At 42.4% G+C, this 19,647-nt stretch carries 19 protein-coding genes, 2 tRNA genes and 1 pseudogene; 10 read left to right on the top strand and 12 right to left on the bottom strand.

Features of this window, described 5'->3' with window-relative positions; all coding sequences use genetic code 11:
* Positions 1 to 192 precede the first annotated feature (192 nt).
* From O9290_RS26115 to O9290_RS26105, 3 genes are all read left to right on the top strand, one after another.
* A complete protein-coding gene (locus O9290_RS26115) occupies positions 193 to 399 on the top strand; it encodes a hypothetical protein (protein ID WP_287230803.1) in 207 nt (68 codons plus the stop codon).
* 67 nt (positions 400 to 466) lie between these two features.
* Complete coding sequence (locus O9290_RS26110; protein ID WP_288054936.1) at positions 467 to 700, top strand: hypothetical protein; 234 nt, start codon at positions 467 to 469, stop codon at positions 698 to 700.
* Positions 690 to 1,106, top strand: coding sequence for a type II toxin-antitoxin system VapC family toxin (locus O9290_RS26105; protein WP_288054934.1), 417 nt, complete (start codon positions 690 to 692; stop codon positions 1,104 to 1,106). The genes O9290_RS26110 and O9290_RS26105 overlap by 11 nt, the downstream gene beginning before the upstream one ends.
* 210 nt (positions 1,107 to 1,316) lie before the next feature.
* Here the strand turns inward: O9290_RS26105 and O9290_RS26100 are convergent, their stop codons facing one another.
* The 7 genes and pseudogenes from O9290_RS26100 to O9290_RS26070 form a co-directional block, all read right to left on the bottom strand.
* Positions 1,317 to 2,024, bottom strand: coding sequence for a calcium-binding protein (locus tag O9290_RS26100; RefSeq protein ID WP_288087693.1), 708 nt, complete (start codon positions 2,022 to 2,024; stop codon positions 1,317 to 1,319).
* Positions 2,025 to 2,476: 452 nt separating this feature from the next.
* Positions 2,477 to 2,758 carry a DUF1214 domain-containing protein gene (locus tag O9290_RS26095; RefSeq protein WP_288056111.1) on the bottom strand — a complete coding sequence of 94 codons (282 nt, stop codon included), beginning with the start codon at positions 2,756 to 2,758 and terminating at the stop codon, positions 2,477 to 2,479.
* A 216-nt stretch (positions 2,759 to 2,974) separates the two neighbouring features.
* A complete protein-coding gene (locus O9290_RS26090; protein WP_012265313.1) occupies positions 2,975 to 3,313 on the bottom strand; it encodes a DUF2442 domain-containing protein in 339 nt (112 codons plus the stop codon).
* Positions 3,267 to 3,524 (bottom strand): DUF4160 domain-containing protein, encoded by a 258-nt coding sequence (locus O9290_RS26085; protein WP_002792623.1) that lies wholly within the window; start codon positions 3,522 to 3,524, stop codon positions 3,267 to 3,269. The genes O9290_RS26090 and O9290_RS26085 overlap by 47 nt, the downstream gene beginning before the upstream one ends.
* Before the next feature lie 187 nt (positions 3,525 to 3,711).
* Positions 3,712 to 3,810, bottom strand: a pseudogene (locus O9290_RS26080) (DUF29 family protein); the annotation flags it as partial.
* Between the two features lie 143 nt (positions 3,811 to 3,953).
* Positions 3,954 to 4,649 carry a metal ABC transporter ATP-binding protein gene (locus tag O9290_RS26075; protein WP_288056109.1) on the bottom strand — a complete coding sequence of 232 codons (696 nt, stop codon included), beginning with the start codon at positions 4,647 to 4,649 and terminating at the stop codon, positions 3,954 to 3,956.
* A 10-nt stretch (positions 4,650 to 4,659) separates the two neighbouring features.
* Entirely contained in the window at positions 4,660 to 5,595 is a 936-nt protein-coding gene (locus O9290_RS26070; protein ID WP_288056106.1) for a metal ABC transporter solute-binding protein, Zn/Mn family, read from the bottom strand.
* Positions 5,596 to 6,366: 771 nt separating this feature from the next.
* Here O9290_RS26070 and O9290_RS26065 point away from each other — a divergent pair.
* Positions 6,367 to 6,495 (top strand): hypothetical protein, encoded by a 129-nt coding sequence (locus O9290_RS26065; RefSeq protein WP_288087695.1) that lies wholly within the window; start codon positions 6,367 to 6,369, stop codon positions 6,493 to 6,495.
* Positions 6,496 to 6,519: 24 nt separating this feature from the next.
* A complete protein-coding gene (gene mfd, locus O9290_RS26060; RefSeq protein WP_288087691.1) occupies positions 6,520 to 10,002 on the top strand; it encodes a transcription-repair coupling factor in 3,483 nt (1,160 codons plus the stop codon).
* 88 nt (positions 10,003 to 10,090) lie between these two features.
* Here the strand turns inward: mfd and O9290_RS26055 are convergent, their stop codons facing one another.
* The 4 genes from O9290_RS26055 to O9290_RS26040 form a co-directional block, all read right to left on the bottom strand.
* Complete coding sequence (locus O9290_RS26055) at positions 10,091 to 10,798, bottom strand: PEP-CTERM sorting domain-containing protein (protein WP_288057049.1); 708 nt, start codon at positions 10,796 to 10,798, stop codon at positions 10,091 to 10,093.
* A 574-nt stretch (positions 10,799 to 11,372) separates the two neighbouring features.
* A tRNA-Ser gene (locus O9290_RS26050) sits at positions 11,373 to 11,459 on the bottom strand.
* Between the two features lie 116 nt (positions 11,460 to 11,575).
* Positions 11,576 to 12,673: a glycosyltransferase family 4 protein gene (locus tag O9290_RS26045; RefSeq protein WP_288059316.1), complete on the bottom strand. Its 1,098-nt coding sequence runs from the start codon at positions 12,671 to 12,673 to the stop codon at positions 11,576 to 11,578.
* Complete coding sequence (locus O9290_RS26040; RefSeq protein WP_288059314.1) at positions 12,673 to 14,502, bottom strand: tetratricopeptide repeat protein; 1,830 nt, start codon at positions 14,500 to 14,502, stop codon at positions 12,673 to 12,675. The genes O9290_RS26045 and O9290_RS26040 overlap by 1 nt, the downstream gene beginning before the upstream one ends.
* Positions 14,503 to 14,907: 405 nt before the next feature.
* Here O9290_RS26040 and O9290_RS26035 point away from each other — a divergent pair, with 405 nt between their 5' ends.
* Entirely contained in the window at positions 14,908 to 16,185 is a 1,278-nt protein-coding gene (locus tag O9290_RS26035; RefSeq protein ID WP_288059312.1) for a M16 family metallopeptidase, read from the top strand.
* 3 nt (positions 16,186 to 16,188) lie between these two features.
* Positions 16,189 to 17,448: a M16 family metallopeptidase gene (locus O9290_RS26030; protein ID WP_288059310.1), complete on the top strand. Its 1,260-nt coding sequence runs from the start codon at positions 16,189 to 16,191 to the stop codon at positions 17,446 to 17,448.
* Between the two features lie 51 nt (positions 17,449 to 17,499).
* On the opposite strand, the gene O9290_RS26025 is transcribed toward O9290_RS26030, so the two are convergent.
* Positions 17,500 to 17,571 (bottom strand) — tRNA-Asn (locus tag O9290_RS26025).
* A gap of 147 nt (positions 17,572 to 17,718) precedes the next feature.
* Here O9290_RS26025 and O9290_RS26020 point away from each other — a divergent pair.
* From O9290_RS26020 to O9290_RS26005, 3 genes are all read left to right on the top strand, one after another.
* The gene (locus tag O9290_RS26020; protein ID WP_287231043.1) at positions 17,719 to 18,192 is read left to right on the top strand and encodes a hypothetical protein; all 474 of its coding nucleotides are present in this window, start codon (positions 17,719 to 17,721) and stop codon (positions 18,190 to 18,192) included.
* 375 nt (positions 18,193 to 18,567) lie between these two features.
* Positions 18,568 to 18,900, top strand: coding sequence for an antibiotic biosynthesis monooxygenase family protein (locus O9290_RS26015; RefSeq protein ID WP_002798459.1), 333 nt, complete (start codon positions 18,568 to 18,570; stop codon positions 18,898 to 18,900).
* Between the two features lie 504 nt (positions 18,901 to 19,404).
* On the top strand, positions 19,405 to 19,647 hold a 243-nt coding region (locus O9290_RS26005), incomplete at its 3' end, for an adenine-specific methyltransferase EcoRI family protein (RefSeq protein ID WP_288087689.1).

The raw sequence follows: 19,647 nt of genomic DNA, 5'->3' as shown, positions 1-19,647 counted from the left end.
ATGAAAATTTTTGCCAGTCTTCATCTTGCCAATTAGTATATTCTGAAATGTTGTTTGGCTCAGGGGAAATTAATCGGGTAAAGTTGGCAATTTTTTCAACAATGTCATCAGGTAATCGGTCAATCTGTTGGTGAAGTTCTTCACGAATTGTAGCAGACATAAGTTAAATTATTTGATTAAGGTGTAGAATTGATGGTATTGATTATAACTCAGATATTGGGTGGTAATTTGGGAAAAAGTAATGTTGGGTTTCCTTACCTCAACTTAACCTACAAGATCGCTTCTCCTCCTCTCCAAAAGCGATCGCCCCTCCTCCTCATCAAAAAGCGATCGCCCTTTGCGTTCCTATCCCAAGCAATGGCAGTTTTAAAGTTTAATCCACAAGATGACAGCGAATAACAATCAATTTGGTGTGTTACATTTATAATATAGATATTTCAAGTAAAAATCATTTCACCAACAGATCATGCTTAATTCTATTGACGCATTATTTGACGGAAAAGTCTTTCATCCAGAGCAACCCGTTACATTGAAGGCCAATACTCGCGTCCGCATTATTGTTGATAACTTATCGGATGAAAATAATGAACTCACTTCTTTTTTAGAGACAGCAGAATCATTACAACTAGACGGCCCCTCAGATTGGTCAGAAAATCTAGATAAATATTTATATGGTGAAGAAAAAGAGCATGAATCCTGAGAAATTTCTCGATACAAGTTATGCGATCGCCTTATCTTCATCTACGGATGATTATCATCATAAAGCACTTGCCATTGCCCAACAATTAAAAGCTTCAAAAACACCTTTAGTTACAACCAGAGCCATTATTTTAGAGATTGGCAATGCTTTATCTAAACAAAAATATCGCTCTAAGTCAATTACATTATTGTCCTCATTAGAAAAGGACAGAACAGTGACAGTTATTCCCTTATCGGAAATTCTTTATCAAAAAGCTTTTCAACTATATTGTCAAAGAAACGATAAAAATTGGGGAATTGTTGACTGTATTTCTTTTATTGTAATGGAAGAGCGTAGAATAACGGAAGCATTAACAACGGATATTCATTTTCAGCAAGCTGGTTTTCGAGCTTTGTTGAGAGATTAATCTCAGGGCAGGCGATCGCCCCTTCTCCTCCCCAAAAAGCAATCGCCCCTCCCCATCATCAAAAAACGATCGCACTACAAGATCGGTGATTGCGCTCCTCCCAAAAGTGATCGCTGCTCATCCCCAAGAAATGATCGCACTATTCCCAAAAAATTGCTCCTTCTAAAAACGACCACCCCTCCCCATCACAAAAAAAACGATCGCACTCCGTTACGTCGCAACGATATCGTTATTAGTCAGCAATAATCCTGTATTTAAAAGAGCGATTTGAATTTGGGCAGTACCTCCCAAACCGTCGGAATCGAAGAATAATGCACCGTTAACACTATCGTAAATAAAACGATGGGATGCAGTAGTAGCAGATGAGCCGATGCTGAATTGATTGCTTAGAATTGCACCACTGGAAGACAAACCGAATGCCGTCTTGTACACTAGAATGGTATCGTCAATGACAGAAAAATCGGTAATCCAGTCAACCCCATAAGTGGGGGAATAAAAATCAAAGAAATCAGCATTCGCCCCGCCTGTCAGAGTATCATTCTCTTGTCCTCCAGCTAGAACATCGATTCCCAAACCACCGATTAAAACGTCATTTCCCCAACCGCCCCCCAAAACATTATTTCCTGCGTCTCCGATGAGATAATCATCTCCCAGTCCACCAGTCAGAGTGTCGTCTCCAGCCCCCCCGCTCAAATAATCCTGACCGTCATCGCCGAAAAGTTTGTCATTTCCGTCCTCCCCATACAACCAATCATCTCCAATCCCCCCATAGGCATTATCATTTCCTGTTCCACCGTAAATAACATCATTTCCACCATTACCGTAAAGGTTGTCATGGCCAGCCTGTCCGTAAATTGTATCGCTGGACGAAGTTCCATTCAACGAATTGTTAGAATTGTTACCATAAATTGTAGCCATCGTTGTTTACTCCGCTATATTTCAAGAAATTGTTTATAGCACTTCTCGCATCTGTGCGGCACAGTTAAACCCTTGCCGATACCGATTAGGCTGTTCAGGATTGGGAATGTACCTCTTGTGAATCAGAAACTCTATATTCCGAATTGTATTTTTAAACAAAGGAGTTGTCAAGTCCAGTTGCACAGGAGATAAGAGCTATCGCTGTAACATACGTTACTTAACGCGCCTTTTTGCTTTTAATCATCTATGAATTTGCAATTATTATGCGCTAACACATCCTACTGTGTGATCGCAGTCTTCATTCTTGATTAAACTTTAAAAATGTGATCGCTTTGGCTTGTGAAAGTGCGATCACCAATTTTATTAGTTAGAGAGAAAAAAGGTAATGTTGTTGGGCTTCATTGCCTCAACCCAAGCAACAGATCGGCGATCCAGCCAGATTCTCAATAGGATTACTTTAACTCAATTTCCCCTGGTCGCCAAGTCTTATCAAACCAAGGCTCAAGCGGGCCATAAAGCCGAAGAATCGTATTCCAACCCGTGCCCGGATTTGTCTGCACCCAATTATTTTCCTTACCCGCAAGCGGTTTCGGCCCGAAATAGAGATCCACAGAGCCATCCGCATTAACCAAAAGTCCCTTAGTCTGACTACCGACACTAGGAAACTGTTGATCCGTCTGAATCATCGATCGCGTCTGGTTACTGTAAAGAATCACTGACCAGAATAGTAGCACGCTAGGATGTGTTAGCGTAACGCAGAATAATTACAAATTCATCATGATTAAAAGCAAAAAAGCGCGTTAAGTAACTATCTTTTAAGTCAAGACGGCAATTAGCGATCGCCGCTCCTGATCAAAAAGCGATCACACCATGAGAAGAAAACCTGATCGCACTAAAGGCCAAAATAATCGCAAATCAGATAATTATTGTTAAGAAAACAATTTGGTCCGTTACATTTTATTAGCGTATCCTACAGGATCACCGACTATACTAACTGGTTGCTTGTCGAGAGCAATTTCAAATAAAAATTCAGGGGCCAAGTCTGCTCCGTTTGGCCATTCTATTGTCCGACTATTTACATATACTTTTTGAAATAAACTTTTATCTTTTAAGGGTTCAAAGATTTCTCCATACAATTCTTGTTCTAAATCTACAATCCCTTCTATTCCATTATTAAAGGTTAGCTTTAATTGATACTTATCCAGATATTCCACACAGATAACATGAAGAAATAGCTCCTTTTTAGGGAAGGGGATCGATTCTGTTAAGAGGTTTTCTTTGACGCGCATTTTCCCAGTTCTCCAATAGTTCAGATTGGTGTAGATCAAGCCACTCCCATATTAGATTTAGTCCTCTTTTGGGCATTTGACCACAAACTTCACCTGTGTGAATCATTATAACTGCTTCATAATCTTGATACTCGGCATGGATATGAGGCGGATTGTGATCGTTATAGTTCATGGTGATTTTTATTCCATAGAAGCTTGATAGAGTGGGCATGAGTAAGAATAGTAATAAAGGTTGCTTTCTAAAAGTTTTCCCCCTATTGTAAGCGATCGCCCTTGGCGTTCCTATCCCAAGCAATGACAATTTTAAAGTTTAATCAACAAAATAACAGCGATTACATTGAGCCTAGTCATAATGAAATTTACAACTAATAATAATAATTTTTGTCTCTGTTGGTTCCCCAATCCAATACATCTGTCTGTCTTTGTCGCAGTTGTTTGGCCGTTTCTTCTAACCAAGCAAGATAGTCTTGTTCGTATAAGTCTTTAGCGCTGGTCAGGTATTAGGTTTTTATTTTCTTGACGCTTATCTAACCTAAAAAAAGAGGGTCTGTAGGAAGGCACGGATTCCCATTGTATATATAAGTATCTGTCAAGTTCGGGGATTTGTCAAGGGTTTTGACAGTAGAAAGGGAGAAAACTTTTAACAATACACTTGTTCTAGCATAGCGGTAGTGAGAGATTTTTGGCCGTGATAATAGAGACGACGATTGAGACAACCGATCGATTTAACATAGGTAGATAGGGTTCCCAGATCATGGGAAATAATTAAAATAGTCATCCACTCATTCAATTCTTGCAACAGGGAAAAAATACTAGCACGCATTTGGGGATCGACACTAGCAGTGGGTTCATCTAAAATCAAGAGACGGGGTTCTACCGCTAAAGCGCGAGCGATATAAACCCGTTGGCGCTGTCCTCCCGAAAGTTCAGCAATCGATCTTTTTTTCAACGCTAACATTCCCACACTATCTAAAGCTTTATCTACCCTTACCTCATCTTTTTTACTATAGCCTTGCCAGAGTTTTTTGCTGCTCAATCTCCCCATTTTTACCACCTCACCCACAGTGATGGGAAATGAGCGATCGCATTCGACAAACTGCGGCACATAACCGACTAATTCCCGACCTTTTTCGACATTTTGCCCCAAAATACTGACTTCTCCCCGCCAAGGTTTAATTAATCCCAGTAAAACCTTAAGGAGGGTAGTTTTTCCTCCTCCATTCGGACCGATAATTCCCAGGAAATCTAATTCTTCAATGGTTAAATTAATATCTTCGAGGATAGGTTCCTGTTCGTAGCCGGCCCAGAGATTATTAATGGTAATGATCGTTGACATATACAAGCAATTACTGATTTAAAACTGTGGCCATTTTTTGGGAAACTTGTCGCAGGTTTTCACTCCAATTTTGAGCAAAGGCACTGATAAGGATTACCTGTCCCCCAATTTCCCTAGCAATAGTTTCGGCACTTTTCTGGCTAAATTCTGGTTGAGCAAAAATAACTTTAATATTCTCTTTTTTTGCCTGTTTGATTAGTTGACTTAACTGGGCAGCACTGGGTTCATTGCCTTCGATTTGGATCGCAATCATCTCTAAACCGTAATCTTGGGCAAAATAGCCCCATTCGGGATGAAACACCATAAACTTTTTGTTTTTAATCCCTGCCAAGTTTTGCCGAATTTCTTGATCTAATGCGTCTAATTCCTGACTGAATTTTTCCAAGTTAGCCCGATAGATAGCTTCCTGACCGGGATCGAGTTGTGCTAGGGTTTGATAAATAGTCTTTGCTTGTGCTTTGACTCGTTTTGGTGATAACCAAATATGGGGATCTAGGGTGTTTTTTCCAGCTTGATGTTTTTCTTCCTTGCTGTGATCATGATCGTGATCATGATCGTGATTATGTTCTGCTGTCAAAGGGATTTTATCTACCCCTTGACTGGTATCGATGATTAACATCTGTTGGTTAACACTGTTTAAGCGATCTTTCCAGGCATCTTCTAAGGATACACCGATTTTAAAGTAGGCTTGCGATTGGGCTGTGGTTTTTAATTGTTCGGGTTTTGGTTCATAGGTGTGGGGATCTGTCCCGGGTTGAATCATGGCATTAACACTAACTCTATCACCGCCGATGCGTTTGACGAAATATTCCTGCGGTACGATACTCACTGTCACCTGTAAGGGTGTCTTTGCTTCCTCTTCCTTGACCGAGGGACCACTACAAGCTGTTAAGCTGGCTATAGTCAGGGTTAAAGCGATCGCTGTTAACTGGAAATTTTTACCCATCGGATTAACTGAGTCTGATTATGATTCTGATCTTATCACAGTCGGTGAGAATCGTTATCATTCTGAAAATATTTCGGTATAGATGTACTGGTTTTTCGTCCTTCGATCTTTCGCTCCCAATTAAAAAATTTTCTCTTGCTAACTAACGCTTGACATGATATTATATAGATAATGGAAAATCCGTGCGCCTGCGACCCCCCTCTGTTCAAGTCAAATAAAGCCCAAAAAAATTAACCCCAAAAAGTAGTCGCTGAAATGAAAACTCACAACTGATAAGTAGGGAGGCACAATTATTTGTAGGATGGGTTAGCGGTAGCGTAACATAATCGGGCGTTGGGTTTCATGCTTCAACCCAACCTACGTTCTCCGTATAGATGTACTGACTTGGCTGGCAATTTTAAAAATTTCTCTTGCCAACCAACGCTTGACATGATATTATATAGATAATGGAAAATCCGTGCGCCTGCGACCCCCCTCTGGTCAAGTCAAATAAAGCCCAAAAAAATTAACCCCAAAAAGTAGTGGGTGAACTGACAACTGATACTTGCTAAGACTGCACCGGAGTGCCGGAGTTGGGAGAGGAAGCCTGAGCATTTGTACTAAAACTCTCAAGAGACAGTTTAAATTCAGGAGATCTCAACTAAAGCTTGCTGAATAAATCTAAAAACCTTGTTGGGTAAGACTTTTAGACTTTTGGGGAAATCAAAAAGTACCGGACATGGGAGTGATCGGGGGGAAAATTCGGGGACTTTTTCCCTGAAAATTAGGTAATTGACCCCCTCAAAATCGGTAAAACCCTACACCCCACACCCTACACCCCACACCCCACACCCTACACCCCACACCCCACACCCCACACCCTGTCCCCACGAAAAACTTTTTGCCGCAAACCCTAACTAAAAACCGAGCGCCGATCACTAAAAAATGACTTTTGCCTCCGTTATTCGCAACATTGAAAAATCGCCTTTAACTGCCGAACTTATCCAAAAACTGGAGAAAAACGGCAATTTAACCCTAACTGGTCTTGCCCGCTTACCGAAAGGATTAATAAGCACAGCTTTCGCCCGTTGTCAAGGAAAAAATCTTTTAATTATCTGTGCCAATCTGGAAGAAGCGGCACGTTGGGCGGCACAATTAGAAGCGATGACGTGGAAAGGTGTTTTCTTTTATCCCACCTCGGAAGCTTGCCCCTACGAGAGATTTAATCGGGAATCCGAGATGATTTGGGGACAGATGCAGGTATTATCGGCAATCAGTCATCAAGAGGCCGGAATTGCGATCGTTACCACCGAAAAAGCCCTGCAGCCCCATTTACCCCCTAGAGAGGTTTTCGAGAAATATGGCGATAATTTTGCGGTAGGAAGGGTTATAGAAGGCAAAAACCTCGATCTAACCCTAGCTAGATTAGGATATCAAAGGGTTTCACTGGTAGAAACCGAAGGGCAATGGAGTCGTCGCGGCGATATCGTTGATATTTTCCCAGTTTCGGCAGAATTACCGGTCAGGTTAGAATTTTTCGGCGATGAATTGGAAAAATTGCGAGAATTTGACCCTGCCACCCAAAGATCCCTCGATTCTATCCCCAATCTGCTTCTTACTCCCACTAGCTTCGCGGCGATGATTGCCCCTTCTCTCCCCCCGACAGTGGCCGATTATCTGGAGGCCGAAGAGCGAGAAAAATTGGCTAATGGCATTTATCCAGAGGGAATTGAGCGATTTTTAGGCTTGGCATTCCGTCAACCTGCCTCTTTATTGGATTATCTCCCCGAAAATACCCTTATTGCCTTTGATGAACTGGAAAGCTGTCAAGCTAGAAGCGATCGCTGGATAGAATATATTGGGGAACGCTGGCAAGAGATAGAACCAGCTTTACCGCAAATTCACCGTTCTTTTGGCGAATCTTTGGAAATATCGGTTAAATTTCCCCATCTCTACCTCTCAGAAATAGACGATCACCTCTCCGAAAATAGTCTTAATCTCTCCAGTCGTCCGATTCCCACCAATCCGGGACAATTCGCCAAACTAGCGGAAATTTTACGGGGAAAAAGAGAGATTTATAGCGGTATTAAAGTAAATAAGTATGCTACATGGTTAATATCTGCCCAACCCTCCCGTACAGTCTCGTTATTACAGGAACACGACTGCCCGGCCCAATTTATCCCCAATCCCCTCGATTTTGGGGCGATCGAGCGGTTAATAATTCAAAACACCGCTACAGCCCTAAAATACTCAGGATTAGCTGAATTAGAAGGTTTTATCCTGCCCACCTATCGCATAGTCGTCGTTAGCGATCGAGAGTTCTTCGGGCAACATCTTTTAAATACTGCCGGTTACGTCCGCAAACGTCGGCAAGCAGCCTCGGTACAGGTGGATGTGAACAAACTCCGTCCCCTCGATTTTGTAGTACATAAACACCATGGCATCGGGCAGTTTATCAAACTAGAAAAGCAGGAAAGCACAATTAGCGGAGTAGTGCAAGGTCGAGATTATCTAGTTATTAAATATGCCGATGGATTATTGCGGGTTCCTGCCGATTCTGTTGATAATCTCTCCCGTTATCGTCATACAGGTAATCAAGAGCCAGAATTACATAAAATCTCTGGCAAAGCGTGGGAAGCGACGAAAGCCCGCGTCAGGAAGTCAGTTAAGAAGTTAGCGGTTGATTTAATCAATATTTACGCCCAACGCGCCCAAAAATCGGGTTTTGCCTATCCGATGGATAATCCCTGGCAGCGGGAGTTAGAGGATTCTTTTCCCTACCAACCCACTGCTGATCAACTGAAAGCGATACAGGATGTGAAACGGGATTTAGAAAGCGATCGCCCGATGGATCGATTAGTCTGTGGGGATGTGGGTTTTGGTAAGACAGAAGTGGCGATTCGTGCTATTTTTAAAGCTGTCACCACGGGTCATAAACAGGTGGCTTTATTAGCACCAACAACGATTTTAACCCAACAACATTATCACACCCTGAAAGAACGTTTTGCTCCCTATCCCATTAATGTGGGTTTATTAAATCGTTTTCGCACCAATTCCGAGAAAAAAGATATCGTCCAGCGCTTGAAAACGGGGGAATTGGATATAGTGGTGGGGACGCAGTTGTTATTGAGTAAAGCGGTGGAGTTTAAAGATTTAGGGTTATTGGTAATTGATGAAGAACAGCGTTTTGGGGTCAATCAAAAGGAGAAAATTAAGGCTTTTAAAAGTAATATTGATGTGTTAACCTTGAGTGCGACACCGATTCCCCGGACTCTTTATATGTCCCTTTCTGGGGTGCGAGAAATGAGTTTAATTACCACACCTCCCCCCTCTCGTCGTCCCATCCAAACCCACCTTTCTAGTTATAATTCTGATGCGATTAGAACGGCAATTCGCAATGAATTGGATCGGGGGGGACAGATTTTTTATGTAGTACCAAGAATCGAGGGAATTGAAGAAAAAGCGGCAGCAATTCAAGGGATGATTCCGGGTGCTAGAATTGCCATCGGCCACGGTCGTATGGATGAGGCTGAATTAGAGACCACCATGTTAGCTTTTAATAATGGGGAAGCGGATATCTTAGTCTGTACGACTATTGTGGAGTCGGGGTTAGATATTCCCAGAGTTAACACGATTATCATTGAAGATGCCCAAAAATTCGGTTTAGCGCAACTCTATCAACTGCGGGGACGGGTGGGGCGATCGGGAGTACAAGCGCACGCTTGGTTACTTTATCCGGCCAAGGCAGAACTAACAGAAACCGCTCGGGAAAGATTAAAGGCAATTCAAGAATTTACCCAGTTAGGATCGGGGTATCAATTAGCGACTAGGGATCTGGAAATTCGCGGTGCGGGTAACTTATTAGGTGCGGAACAATCGGGACAAATGGAAGCGATCGGTTTTGATCTATATATGGAAATGTTACAGGAAGCTTTGCGGGAAATTCAAGGTCAAGAAATTCCTCAAGTGGAGGATACCCAAATCGATCTGAAATTGACGGCATTTATTCCTAACGATTATATATCCGATCTGGAGCAGAAAATGGATGTCTATCGGGCGATCGCTACTGCTAATTCTCAGAAAACTTTAGGACAAATTGCCGCCGATTTAGTCGATAGATACGGGGCAATTCCTGCACCGGTGGCACAATTATTTAAGGTAATCGAGTTAAAACATCTGGCTAAGTCCCTCGGTTTTTCGCGAATTAAACCCGACGGAAAACAGCATATTATCCTCGAAACTCCCATGGAAGAGCCAGCGTGGAAATTATTACAAGAACACCTACCCCAACATATACAATCACGCTTTGTTTATAGTCCCAAACAGGTGACGGTTAGGGGTTTAGGAGCGCTAAAACCACCACAGCAGTTAGATAGTTTATTGGACTGGTTGGCTAAGTGTAAAGATGGTTTACCGACGAGGAATTAGATGGGGGGTTCACTCCAGATCTTTGCCGCGTCAATCAGCCAAAAGTAGCTTTGAGAGTCAGAAATGTACCCCACTCATCTGAGAAACGCTATACTGAGGAACTTCTTCTGAGCAAACAAACTACTCCCAATGCTCCGATTAATCCTAATCCTAAGATGGATGAAGATTCCGGTACCGAGGTGGTCAGCGTCAGTTTCAGATAATCAACACTGGTATCATCATTAATTCTGATATCGAGAAATCCATTACTATTTAAACCAGGAAGAAGATTGCTTACTCCAGCAGCTTGCAACGGTGGCAAAGCGGCGAGATTGAGGGTAAAAACCTGACCAGACGGATAGTTCGTTGTGTTCCACAAATTAGGGAGTATTCCTGTGGCACCAAAACGCGAGATAAAAGAAGGTGAATTAATATTCGACCCCGTGTACCCAAAAGCTAACGTAATAGCGTCATTGTCCGAGCCTCCGCCATTAGGTTTGGCTCGAAATTCTAAGGTTGCTGATGTAATATTACTTGGCAACCCTGTGAAGGTATGAAATAACTGTTTGTCAATGCTAGGATCATCAAAATTATTCGTGTAGAAAAAAGGAAATGCACCTGAATTTGTCGCAAAAGCCAAAAGACTCGCACTTGGACTCGATAATTCAGTACCGTTACTTAGAGAAAAGTTATCATTAACCCCTGCTATGTAAGTAAAAGTACTAGCTTGAACATTGGCAATTGTGACTCCTAGAACCACAAAGGTAGCTCCTACAGCAGCTACCGGTAATCTTTTTATTGCCGTCGAAGTTTTCATATTCCGAAACTCTCCCAAAACTAAATTAACACACTGACTTCCCTCTGAGAAAAATTAGGCCTTGCTGAATCAAGGTATGAATGCCAACTGTGCATCGTATCCAAAAGTTAGTTTGGGTCTAGGTTTTAAAAATCCCACAAGAGAAGATTCATATCTCAAATCAGCAACGCCTACATAGTTACTATTATTTTCTCAATCAGGGGCAAATCATTGTATGTCTTATTCTTGCCCCTCCCCCCGATTTTGTCAAGACCTATATCTTGACTTTAGAAAATCTTAACATTGCTCTAGATATTGGGACAGGCTTTTGGTTCCTGTTCTTTAATTGTAACCGGCTACTTAGTTGATGATAGGTGGTGCGTTACGACGGATTGTTACCTTCAAGTCAAAGCAGCAATTTTTGCCGTCTAACGCACCCTACTTTTTACTTTTTGCCGCAAACCCTACTTAGTTGATGATAGGTGGTGCGTTACGACGGATTGTCACCTTCAAGTCAAAGCAGCAATTTTTGCCGTCTAACGCACCCTACTTTTTACTTTTTGCCGCAAACCCTACCTATAAGATGCTTTGGGTACGGAGAGAGAGGGATTCGAACCCTCGTTAAAGTTACCCCTAAACAGCATTTCCAGTGCTGCGCCTTCAACCGCTCGGCCATCTCTCCAATTGAGGTCACGATCATCAATCCTACAGCAAATGCTGCCGATCTGTCAAATTATTTTTCTTTTTCCGACGATGACCGATCAGGTTAAACTTCATCTTGAAGGGAAACGCTGTCAGTTAAGCACACCCTAGATATTGATTTAAGATTGCGGCCGTAGCTAGACCGGTTTTTTGCCAACTAAACTCATCGGCCCGTTTTTTGCCTAGATGACTTAATTTTGACTGTAATTGTCGATCTTGAGCGATAATTTTCAGGGCATCGGCCAGGGACTCGACTCGATAGGGATCGATTAAAATTGCCGCTGTTGCCGTGACTTCGGGCAAAGATGACAAATTTGAGGTAATGACGGGTGTACCGCAGGCCATAGCCTCTAAAACGGGCAATCCGAAGCCTTCCCAGAGACTGGGGAAGACTAAAGCAGTGGCTTGACTGATAACTTTGGGTAGGTGATCGTAGGGGATATAGTCGAGAAATTTAATGCGATCGCTGACTGCTAATTCCCGCGCTTGTTGTTGTAAATTGGGGGTATAACGGCGATCAAAGCTGCCGGCAATCCAAAGACGATAATCTGTTAAATCTGGGGGCAGTTGGGCAAAAGCGGCGATTAAACGCGGTAAATTTTTATAGGGATTGGGACGACCGAGATAGAGAAAATAGGGATGCTCTGGCTTATCATCTTGAATAGGGCGAAAGTGATGATGATCGTAGGCTAGGGGAATAGAAGTAATTTTATCGGCGGGAATTTGATAATATTCAGTGATATCTTTGGCCGTTGCCTGAGAGTTGCAGATAATATGTTTTGCCTGTTGTAATACCTGCGGCACATAATAACGGAAATAGTGAGTTAAGGGGGAAGTAAAACTGGGAAACCGCAGGGGAATTAAATCGTGGACCATGACGACAAAGCGACAGGGAGAATTTATCGGCGCTTCTGGAAGGGGAGAAAAGAGTAAATTGGCCTTTAATTGTCGGTAAATTGACGATAACCGAAACTGAGTCCAGAGTAAGCGTTTTAAATGACCTTTCGCTCCTCGATCGGGGCCGAGACCTTTGGGGATAGAATAACAGTTAAAGTCGGGATAACTATTAGCTGTTAGTAGGGTTGGTTCTAAATTTTTCAGGTAGGGTAAGAGGTTAAGAATGTAGGTACTGATTCCCGTGGGTTGGGGAAAAAGTACCGAGAGATTAATTAATAATTTAGGCTGTGTATTCACTAATTACCCTGTTGATATTTGCTGAGAATTTCTGAGATATATTGGTAGCCTTCCAGTCCAATTGATTTAATCAGGGAGGAACGTTCCAGACTGAAAGTCTGTTCAAAAGCTGCGATATTTTTGCCGCGAATAACCGTTAATAGACTAGCAGCTTGTCGCCATTCTACTGCACCGATTTCGTGTAGCCAATACATTCCTAGAGAACCCATATAAATTGCCTGTTCAAAATTCTTGTCTTGATAGTAAGCTTCGCCTAAATAAGTTAGTAATAAACCTTGCAGATATACATCTCCGTAGTATTTGGCCGATTCCAATCCTTGCAGGAGAATATTAATCGCTTCTTGGGGTCTTTCGAGGATAATATATGCTAGACCTAAACTGCTACAACAAAGGGATTTACTCTGCCAATCTTGGAGACTTTCCGCTAACTTTAATCCCTGCTGTAAATACTCGATCGAACTTTGATAAATTTCGGGATCGTATCTCTCTAACTGTTGCGCTTCCTGTACCTGACTATAACCCAAATTAGCTAAAGCGTTAGCCTGTCCTAAACTATTACCCTGTTGACGACTTAAAATTAAAGCTCTCTGACTTAAATTAATCGCTTCTGCATAGTTTTTCTGGATAGCATTGAGACGGGATAAATGGTTTAAATTAGCTATTTCACAAGCATAATCCTGTTGTTGACGGGCAATTTCTAAAGCTTGTTGATGACATTCTCTGGCCTGTCGATAGTCGCCGCGAATGCGATTAGAATAGGCAATTAAAGTTAAAATTCTCGCCTTTTCTCCCGTGCCTTCCACATAACGCAGAGGAATTGATAAATAGTCTAACGCATCCTTGAGATAACTGCCAGAAAAGGAGGCAAAAATTCCTCCGTATAAAGGAAAATAATCCCGTTGAGCAAAGGTTCTCAGAATTTGTAAAGCCATCTGAAAACAGCCCCGACTATAGAGAGAATTTTTACTAACTTGCTCGAAACTATTGGTTAACAGCGACCAAATTAAAGCAAAGGTGAGAAAGGTAGAGATGGATAATTTGGCTCCTAATTTTTCGCTATAGATGCGCTGATCAAAAAAGTTAATTAGTCCTCTTTGGATATATTGAAAAACAATAGCAGTTTCTACCCAATCGGTTAAAGTTAAATCCTGAGTGAGAGGATGAAAAGCTTGTTGATTAGCTAAACTTTCTAAGACTCGTTTTAACCAAGAGGGATTAACTTTACTTGCCCAAATTTGCCAAGGAGTCACTCGCTCATTGTCATTAGTAAAACCAAGATTGCGATTTTGTTCGTAGAGCCAACTGGTGAGATCATTCGATAAATTTGACCAAGTATTTAACCCCAGATTAATCCCCGTGGCAATTTGCCATAAATCCGCTTCTCCCCGCTGCTGAGAAACTGTCTGTAAATGCTTGGCTAACTGTTGTAATTGTTCTAGGGTTAAAGCATTATTTTGATTGGGATCAATTAAATTTACTAAAGTCAGTAAACGATCCTCTCGATCGATTTTCACCAGATTATCGATCGCCGCTGCAGTGAGAGAATTTTGCTGATTGGTTTTTTGATATTTTTCCCATTCACTTTCGATCGTTTCCAGGGCCCGCAAAACCCTAGTCGCTTTAATTTTTGTTTCTAACTGTGAGCGAGTAACGATTATTTTTTCGGTTAAACAACGCTCAAAAATTTCTCCTGTGCCATTTTTTACTGCCTCGGCTAAAAGGTTATAAACCTGTGATTTAGCCCTAATTTTTCCTTCTAAAGTTAGATTGACAATGCGCTCAATTAGTGCATTATAAGTTTCGTTGAAGTTATCTCTATTTTCTGTCATAGGGGGTTTTTCAGTTATCAGTAAACAGTAAACAGTAATCAGTGAACCGAAAACTCATACTAAATCCTGTTTAAAAAGTATAGGAGAGTGGGGTGTGGGGAGAAACAATTCATAACTTGAGAGTCAATCACACTATTAAAAACGGATTTGGTATCACACTAAATCCGGTTATTAAAGACTGATTATTTATTCTCCCTTTTGCATGAGGGCCTTTTGCCTGTCTTGATATGTAGCCTATACTCAACGGATTTAGTATCACATCTGATAACTGATCACTGATCACCGATAAGGCTGATATTTGGGAGAATTGTCTAGAAATCATGACAAAAGTTTTTTAATGGTTGAGCAGGCAAGAGATAAGATAACATATGTATAGAATTTAACAAAAAATCTGGTTAACGGACATTGATCAAGTCGATAGCGCAGTGTCAAACAAGTTCTTTTCCCGCTCAGGTATGGCAATTAGATCACGGCTTAACCGTAATTCATCAGTATTTACCCGTGACTCCTGTGGTGGTGGTGGATGTGTGGGTGAAAGCAGGTGCGATCGCTGAACCCGACCCATGGTTAGGTATGGCCCATTTTCTCGAACACATGATCTTTAAGGGGACGAAAAAACTTCCCCCCGGACTCTTCGACTATTTAATCGAAAATTGTGGCGGAATGACCAACGCTGCCACCAGTCACGATTATGCACACTTCTATCTCACCACCAGTGTGGATCAAATTGAACATACCTTACCCCATCTGGCCGAAATTCTCCTCCATGCTGAGATTGACGATGAGGAATTCTATCGGGAAAAAGATGTAGTTTTAGAAGAATTACGGGCCTGTTATGATGATCCCGATTGGATTGCCTACCAAACCCTCTGCGGAAGTATCTATCAAAACCATCCCTACGGACGCTCTATTCTAGGTGATCAACCCTGTTTAGAGCAATTAACCCCCAATCAAATGCGCTGTTTCCATCGCACCTATTATCAACCGGAAAATATGTGTGTGGCGATTATCGGGGGAATTGAACCCCAACCAGCTTTAGAAATTATCCGGCAATCTTTTCGGGAATTTCCCGTCCCCTCGGAATCCCCTCCCCATCTAGTGGCTGCCGAACCCCCCCTGATCGAAATTCGTCGCTCCCAAGTATATTTACCCCACCTAGAACATTGTCGTCTCTTGATGGGATGGACTGGACCGGGATGCGATCGCCTAGAGGATGCCTTTGGATTAGACTTGCTATCGGTAATTCTTGCTGGGGGACGCTGTTCGCGGTTAGTGCGACAGCTGCGGGAAGAAGCACAAATCGTCCTCGATATTAACAGTAATTTTTCCCTGCAACGAGATTCCAGTCTCTTTACCATCGGCGCTTGGCTATCTAGCTCACAAACCGCGGCAATTGAAGCTATTATCTGTGAACATCTCCAACATCTGCACGATCATCCCGTCACCCCCGCAGAATTACACCGCACTCAACAGTTATTAGCTAACGATTATATTTTCTCCACAGAAACCCCGGGCCAATTAGCGGGACTTTATGGATATTATCAAACCCTGAGAGCTGCCGACCTAGCAACGATCTATCCCCAAGTTATCCAAAGTTTGCAACCGTCAGATCTCCAGCGTCTCGCTCGTCAGTATCTCTCCCCGGAGCGATATGCTATTACAATAATGCAACCCTGTGAATAAACGATGTCCGCTTCCCCAATTCACCGCTTAACCTTAGAAAATGGCATCACCCTTTTAGTGGTGGAAAATACGGCCGTGGAGTTAGTTGCGGGGAGGATTTTTCTCAAAAATGCGGGTACTCGTTGGGAAAAAACCGAAAAAGCGGGTTTATTTCGTCTGTTAGCAGTGCTGCTCACCAAAGGTACAGAAAAGTTATCTTCCCTAGAAATTGCTGATCGCGTTGAGTCCACGGGAGCCGGTTTAAGCGCCGACACGGGGACTGATTATTTTGTGGTTAGTTTAAAGACCGTTACCAAGGATTTTTTAGATATATTGCGTCTAGCGGCGGAAATTATTCGTTTTCCCAGTTTTCCCCCTCCAGAAATCGAATTAGAGAAAAATCTCACCCGTCAAAGCATTCGCTCTCAATTGGAACAGCCTTTTAATGTGGCTTTTAATCAATTACGCGCAGCTATGTACCCCGATCATCCCTATGGTATGTCTTTATTGGGTACGGAGGCAACGGTTTCGCAATTGCAACGGGAGGATATGCAGGCCTATCATAGTCGCTTTTTCCGTCCCGATAACCTAGTGATTAGTCTTTCTGGCCGTATTACCCTAGAGCAAGCAGTAAAAGCAGTGACGGAAATTTTTGGCAGTTGGTCAATTCCCGATCTTCCTTTATCTAGTTTACCCCCGGCCGCTTTTGATTTTCAGCCCACCTGTTTAACTACCGTCCAAGCTAGTCAACAGGCGATCGTTATGTTAGGATACCCCGGCTCTTCTGTGCAAGAGGATGATTATGCCGTTTTAAAATTATTGAGTACCTATCTGGGGAATGGGTTATCTAGTCGTTTATTCGTGGAATTGCGAGAAAAACGGGGATTAGCCTACGATGTTTCCGCTTTTTATCCCACCCGTCTCGATTCTTCCCAATTTGTCATTTATATGGGAACTGCACCCCAAAACACAGCCATGGCCCTGTCGGGATTGCGTCAGGAAGCAGAAAGGTTATATAAAGTAACTTTGAGTGAAGAGGAGTTACAGTCAGCTAAAAATAAGTTATTGGGTCAATATGCTCTCGGTAAACAAACTAACGCCGAAATCGCTCAATTATACGGTTGGTATGAAAGCTTAGGTTTGGGGATTGAATTCGATCGCACTTTCCTGGATTCTATTAATCAGATTACTGCCGAACAAGCGCGATCGGTAGCCAGTAAATATTTTCAAAATCCTTACATTTCTCTAGTCGGCCCAGAAAATGCGATCGCAGAAATTCTCTAGTAAGATCAAAAAGCGGCAATAAAAACTATTGCCGCTGCTATTTTTGATTAACTCCCCGGGTGGGATTCGAACCTACGACCAATCGGTTAACAGCCGACCGCTCTACCACTGAGCTACCGAGGAAAGCTACTCACAATTAATAATTATAATCATAAGTCCCTCAATAATGCAAGTGTTTTCTGGATTTTTTCTCAAAAAAATTTCCGGTGCCGGTAGCGGTGGGCGGAGAATCCACTATTGTGGAGATAAGGACACCATTAAGTCTAGTCTATGCTTGCCCATCACCGCCGTCCCGTTTCCTTCTGTCTGCTCTCGACAGATCTACCCATCCTCTCCTCTTTAGACACTGCCGCTACCCTCTACCAAAAGGATCGCCACCGGTTTCATCTTCTCCTCAATCAACCACCGGTGGCTCTCGCAGAAATAGAGACACTTAAACCCGAAAATAATCAAAATAAGTTAATTTGGCTGGAAATTTCGGCCAACCGGGTAATTATGACCATGCAGGGCCAGGGAAAATTCGCCTATCGTCATTTTTGGGAGCAAGGGGTTTTTGGTGTCAGTCGCTACTGGTTAAATGCCGAAAGTCCTCAACCGGGTTACGCTTTTCGCCTCCGCAACTATACCCGTAGTCTCCAATTAGAGGGGGATAATTTCCCCGAATATTTGCGTCTAGAGTACGAATTATGGTCAGATAACCTGATTTTAGGTCATTATGTCCTTCATTTGCAAGTACACCAATAAATAGGGTTGGCTGAATAGAGCTAAAAACCTTGTTGGATAAAACTTTTAGACTTTTTTGTTCATCAAAAAGTGTCGGACACAGGAGCGATCAGTGGCAAAATTTAGGCACTTTTTCCCCGAAAATTAGGTAATTGTGGGGTGGATTGAAGAATTAGTGCTACACTTCCCGAAAAGTCTATTTTATTTCAGCTTGTTGTTAGGAATCCACTTAAAAGAGGTTGTTTAATCTGGCTAATACGCTCTTGGGTATAATATGGGGAAAAGTTCCGGCGATTGCAGTAAAATGGGGGAATATGCCGAAAGTTTCCACCTATCGTTACTCTGGAGAGTGTTAGACAGAAAGTTTCTGTATAATATGTAGTTCGCCAACCAGCCATGATTCTTCGCATCTTTCGTGTCGAGATTGATCCATCAACCCGTTCCGCTTTTGAGGCCGGGTTTCGCTCCCTGTCCGTCGATGCAGTCACGCGAGCCCCCGGCAATCTTTCGTGCGAGATTGGGATGCCTACTCGATGGGCGCCCAACACGTATTCCATGATCACCCGATGGCGCGACGAAGATGCTTTGGTCGCCTTCGCAGGGCCGGAATGGAACACACCAGTGATTCCCGCCGGTATGGAGGCTTTCGGAAGAAAGCTGTCCGTAGAGCACTACCGGATTGACGATTCTCCCATCGGCGAACAACGCAATGCAGCGGACTCGCGATAAAATCGGGCGGTGTGGATCGTCCAAGGTCGCGAGCCGCTGATTGCCAACGTTATACATACATTACCCGTAGCAGAAAGCAGCAGCTATCGCCGTAGGGTGCGTTCCCTAATGCAAGTCCTGCTACTGCGGCGATCGATTTTTGGGAACGCACCATGCACATTGATTGAAACTGTGAAGTTATACTAAATCTGGTTATTAAAGACTGATTATTTATTCCCCTTTTTGCCTTTTGCATGAGCAGAAAACGGGTTTCTCGGAGAAACCCGTTTTCTGTGCGTTACTCAACGGATTTAGTATTAGAAGCATGAAACCCAACCCCCGATCATGTTACGTTACCGCTAACCCATCCTACAAATAATTGTGCCTCCCTACTTATCAAAAAAATGTTTGATATTATGCTTGAAATTTCTAAAACCTCTCTTCAAGTATTAGGCAGTGAAATATTTAATCAGATAACCAAAAGTAAATAAAAACAAAACATTTTTAAATCAAAAAAGGTTGAACATGGTAAGAAATGCGACAAATAAATTATTGCAAAATGCTAAAAAATTAAAAAGTGACGAGTTTTATACACAACTTTCAGATATAGAAAGCGAGTTGCAACATTATAAAAGTCATTTTGAAAATAAAGTAGTTTATTGCAATTGCGATGACCCCCGAATTAGTAACTTTTTTAAGTATTTTGCTGCAAACTTCAAAAAGTTAGGTCTAAAAAAAATAATAACATCTTGTTATCGAGAACAAGTG

It is taken from the genome of Microcystis sp. LE19-41.2A (genome assembly GCF_027530405.1).
Classification (GTDB): Bacteria; Cyanobacteriota; Cyanobacteriia; order Cyanobacteriales; family Microcystaceae; genus Microcystis; species Microcystis aeruginosa.
This window is presented reverse-complemented; position numbering and strand designations above follow the sequence as displayed.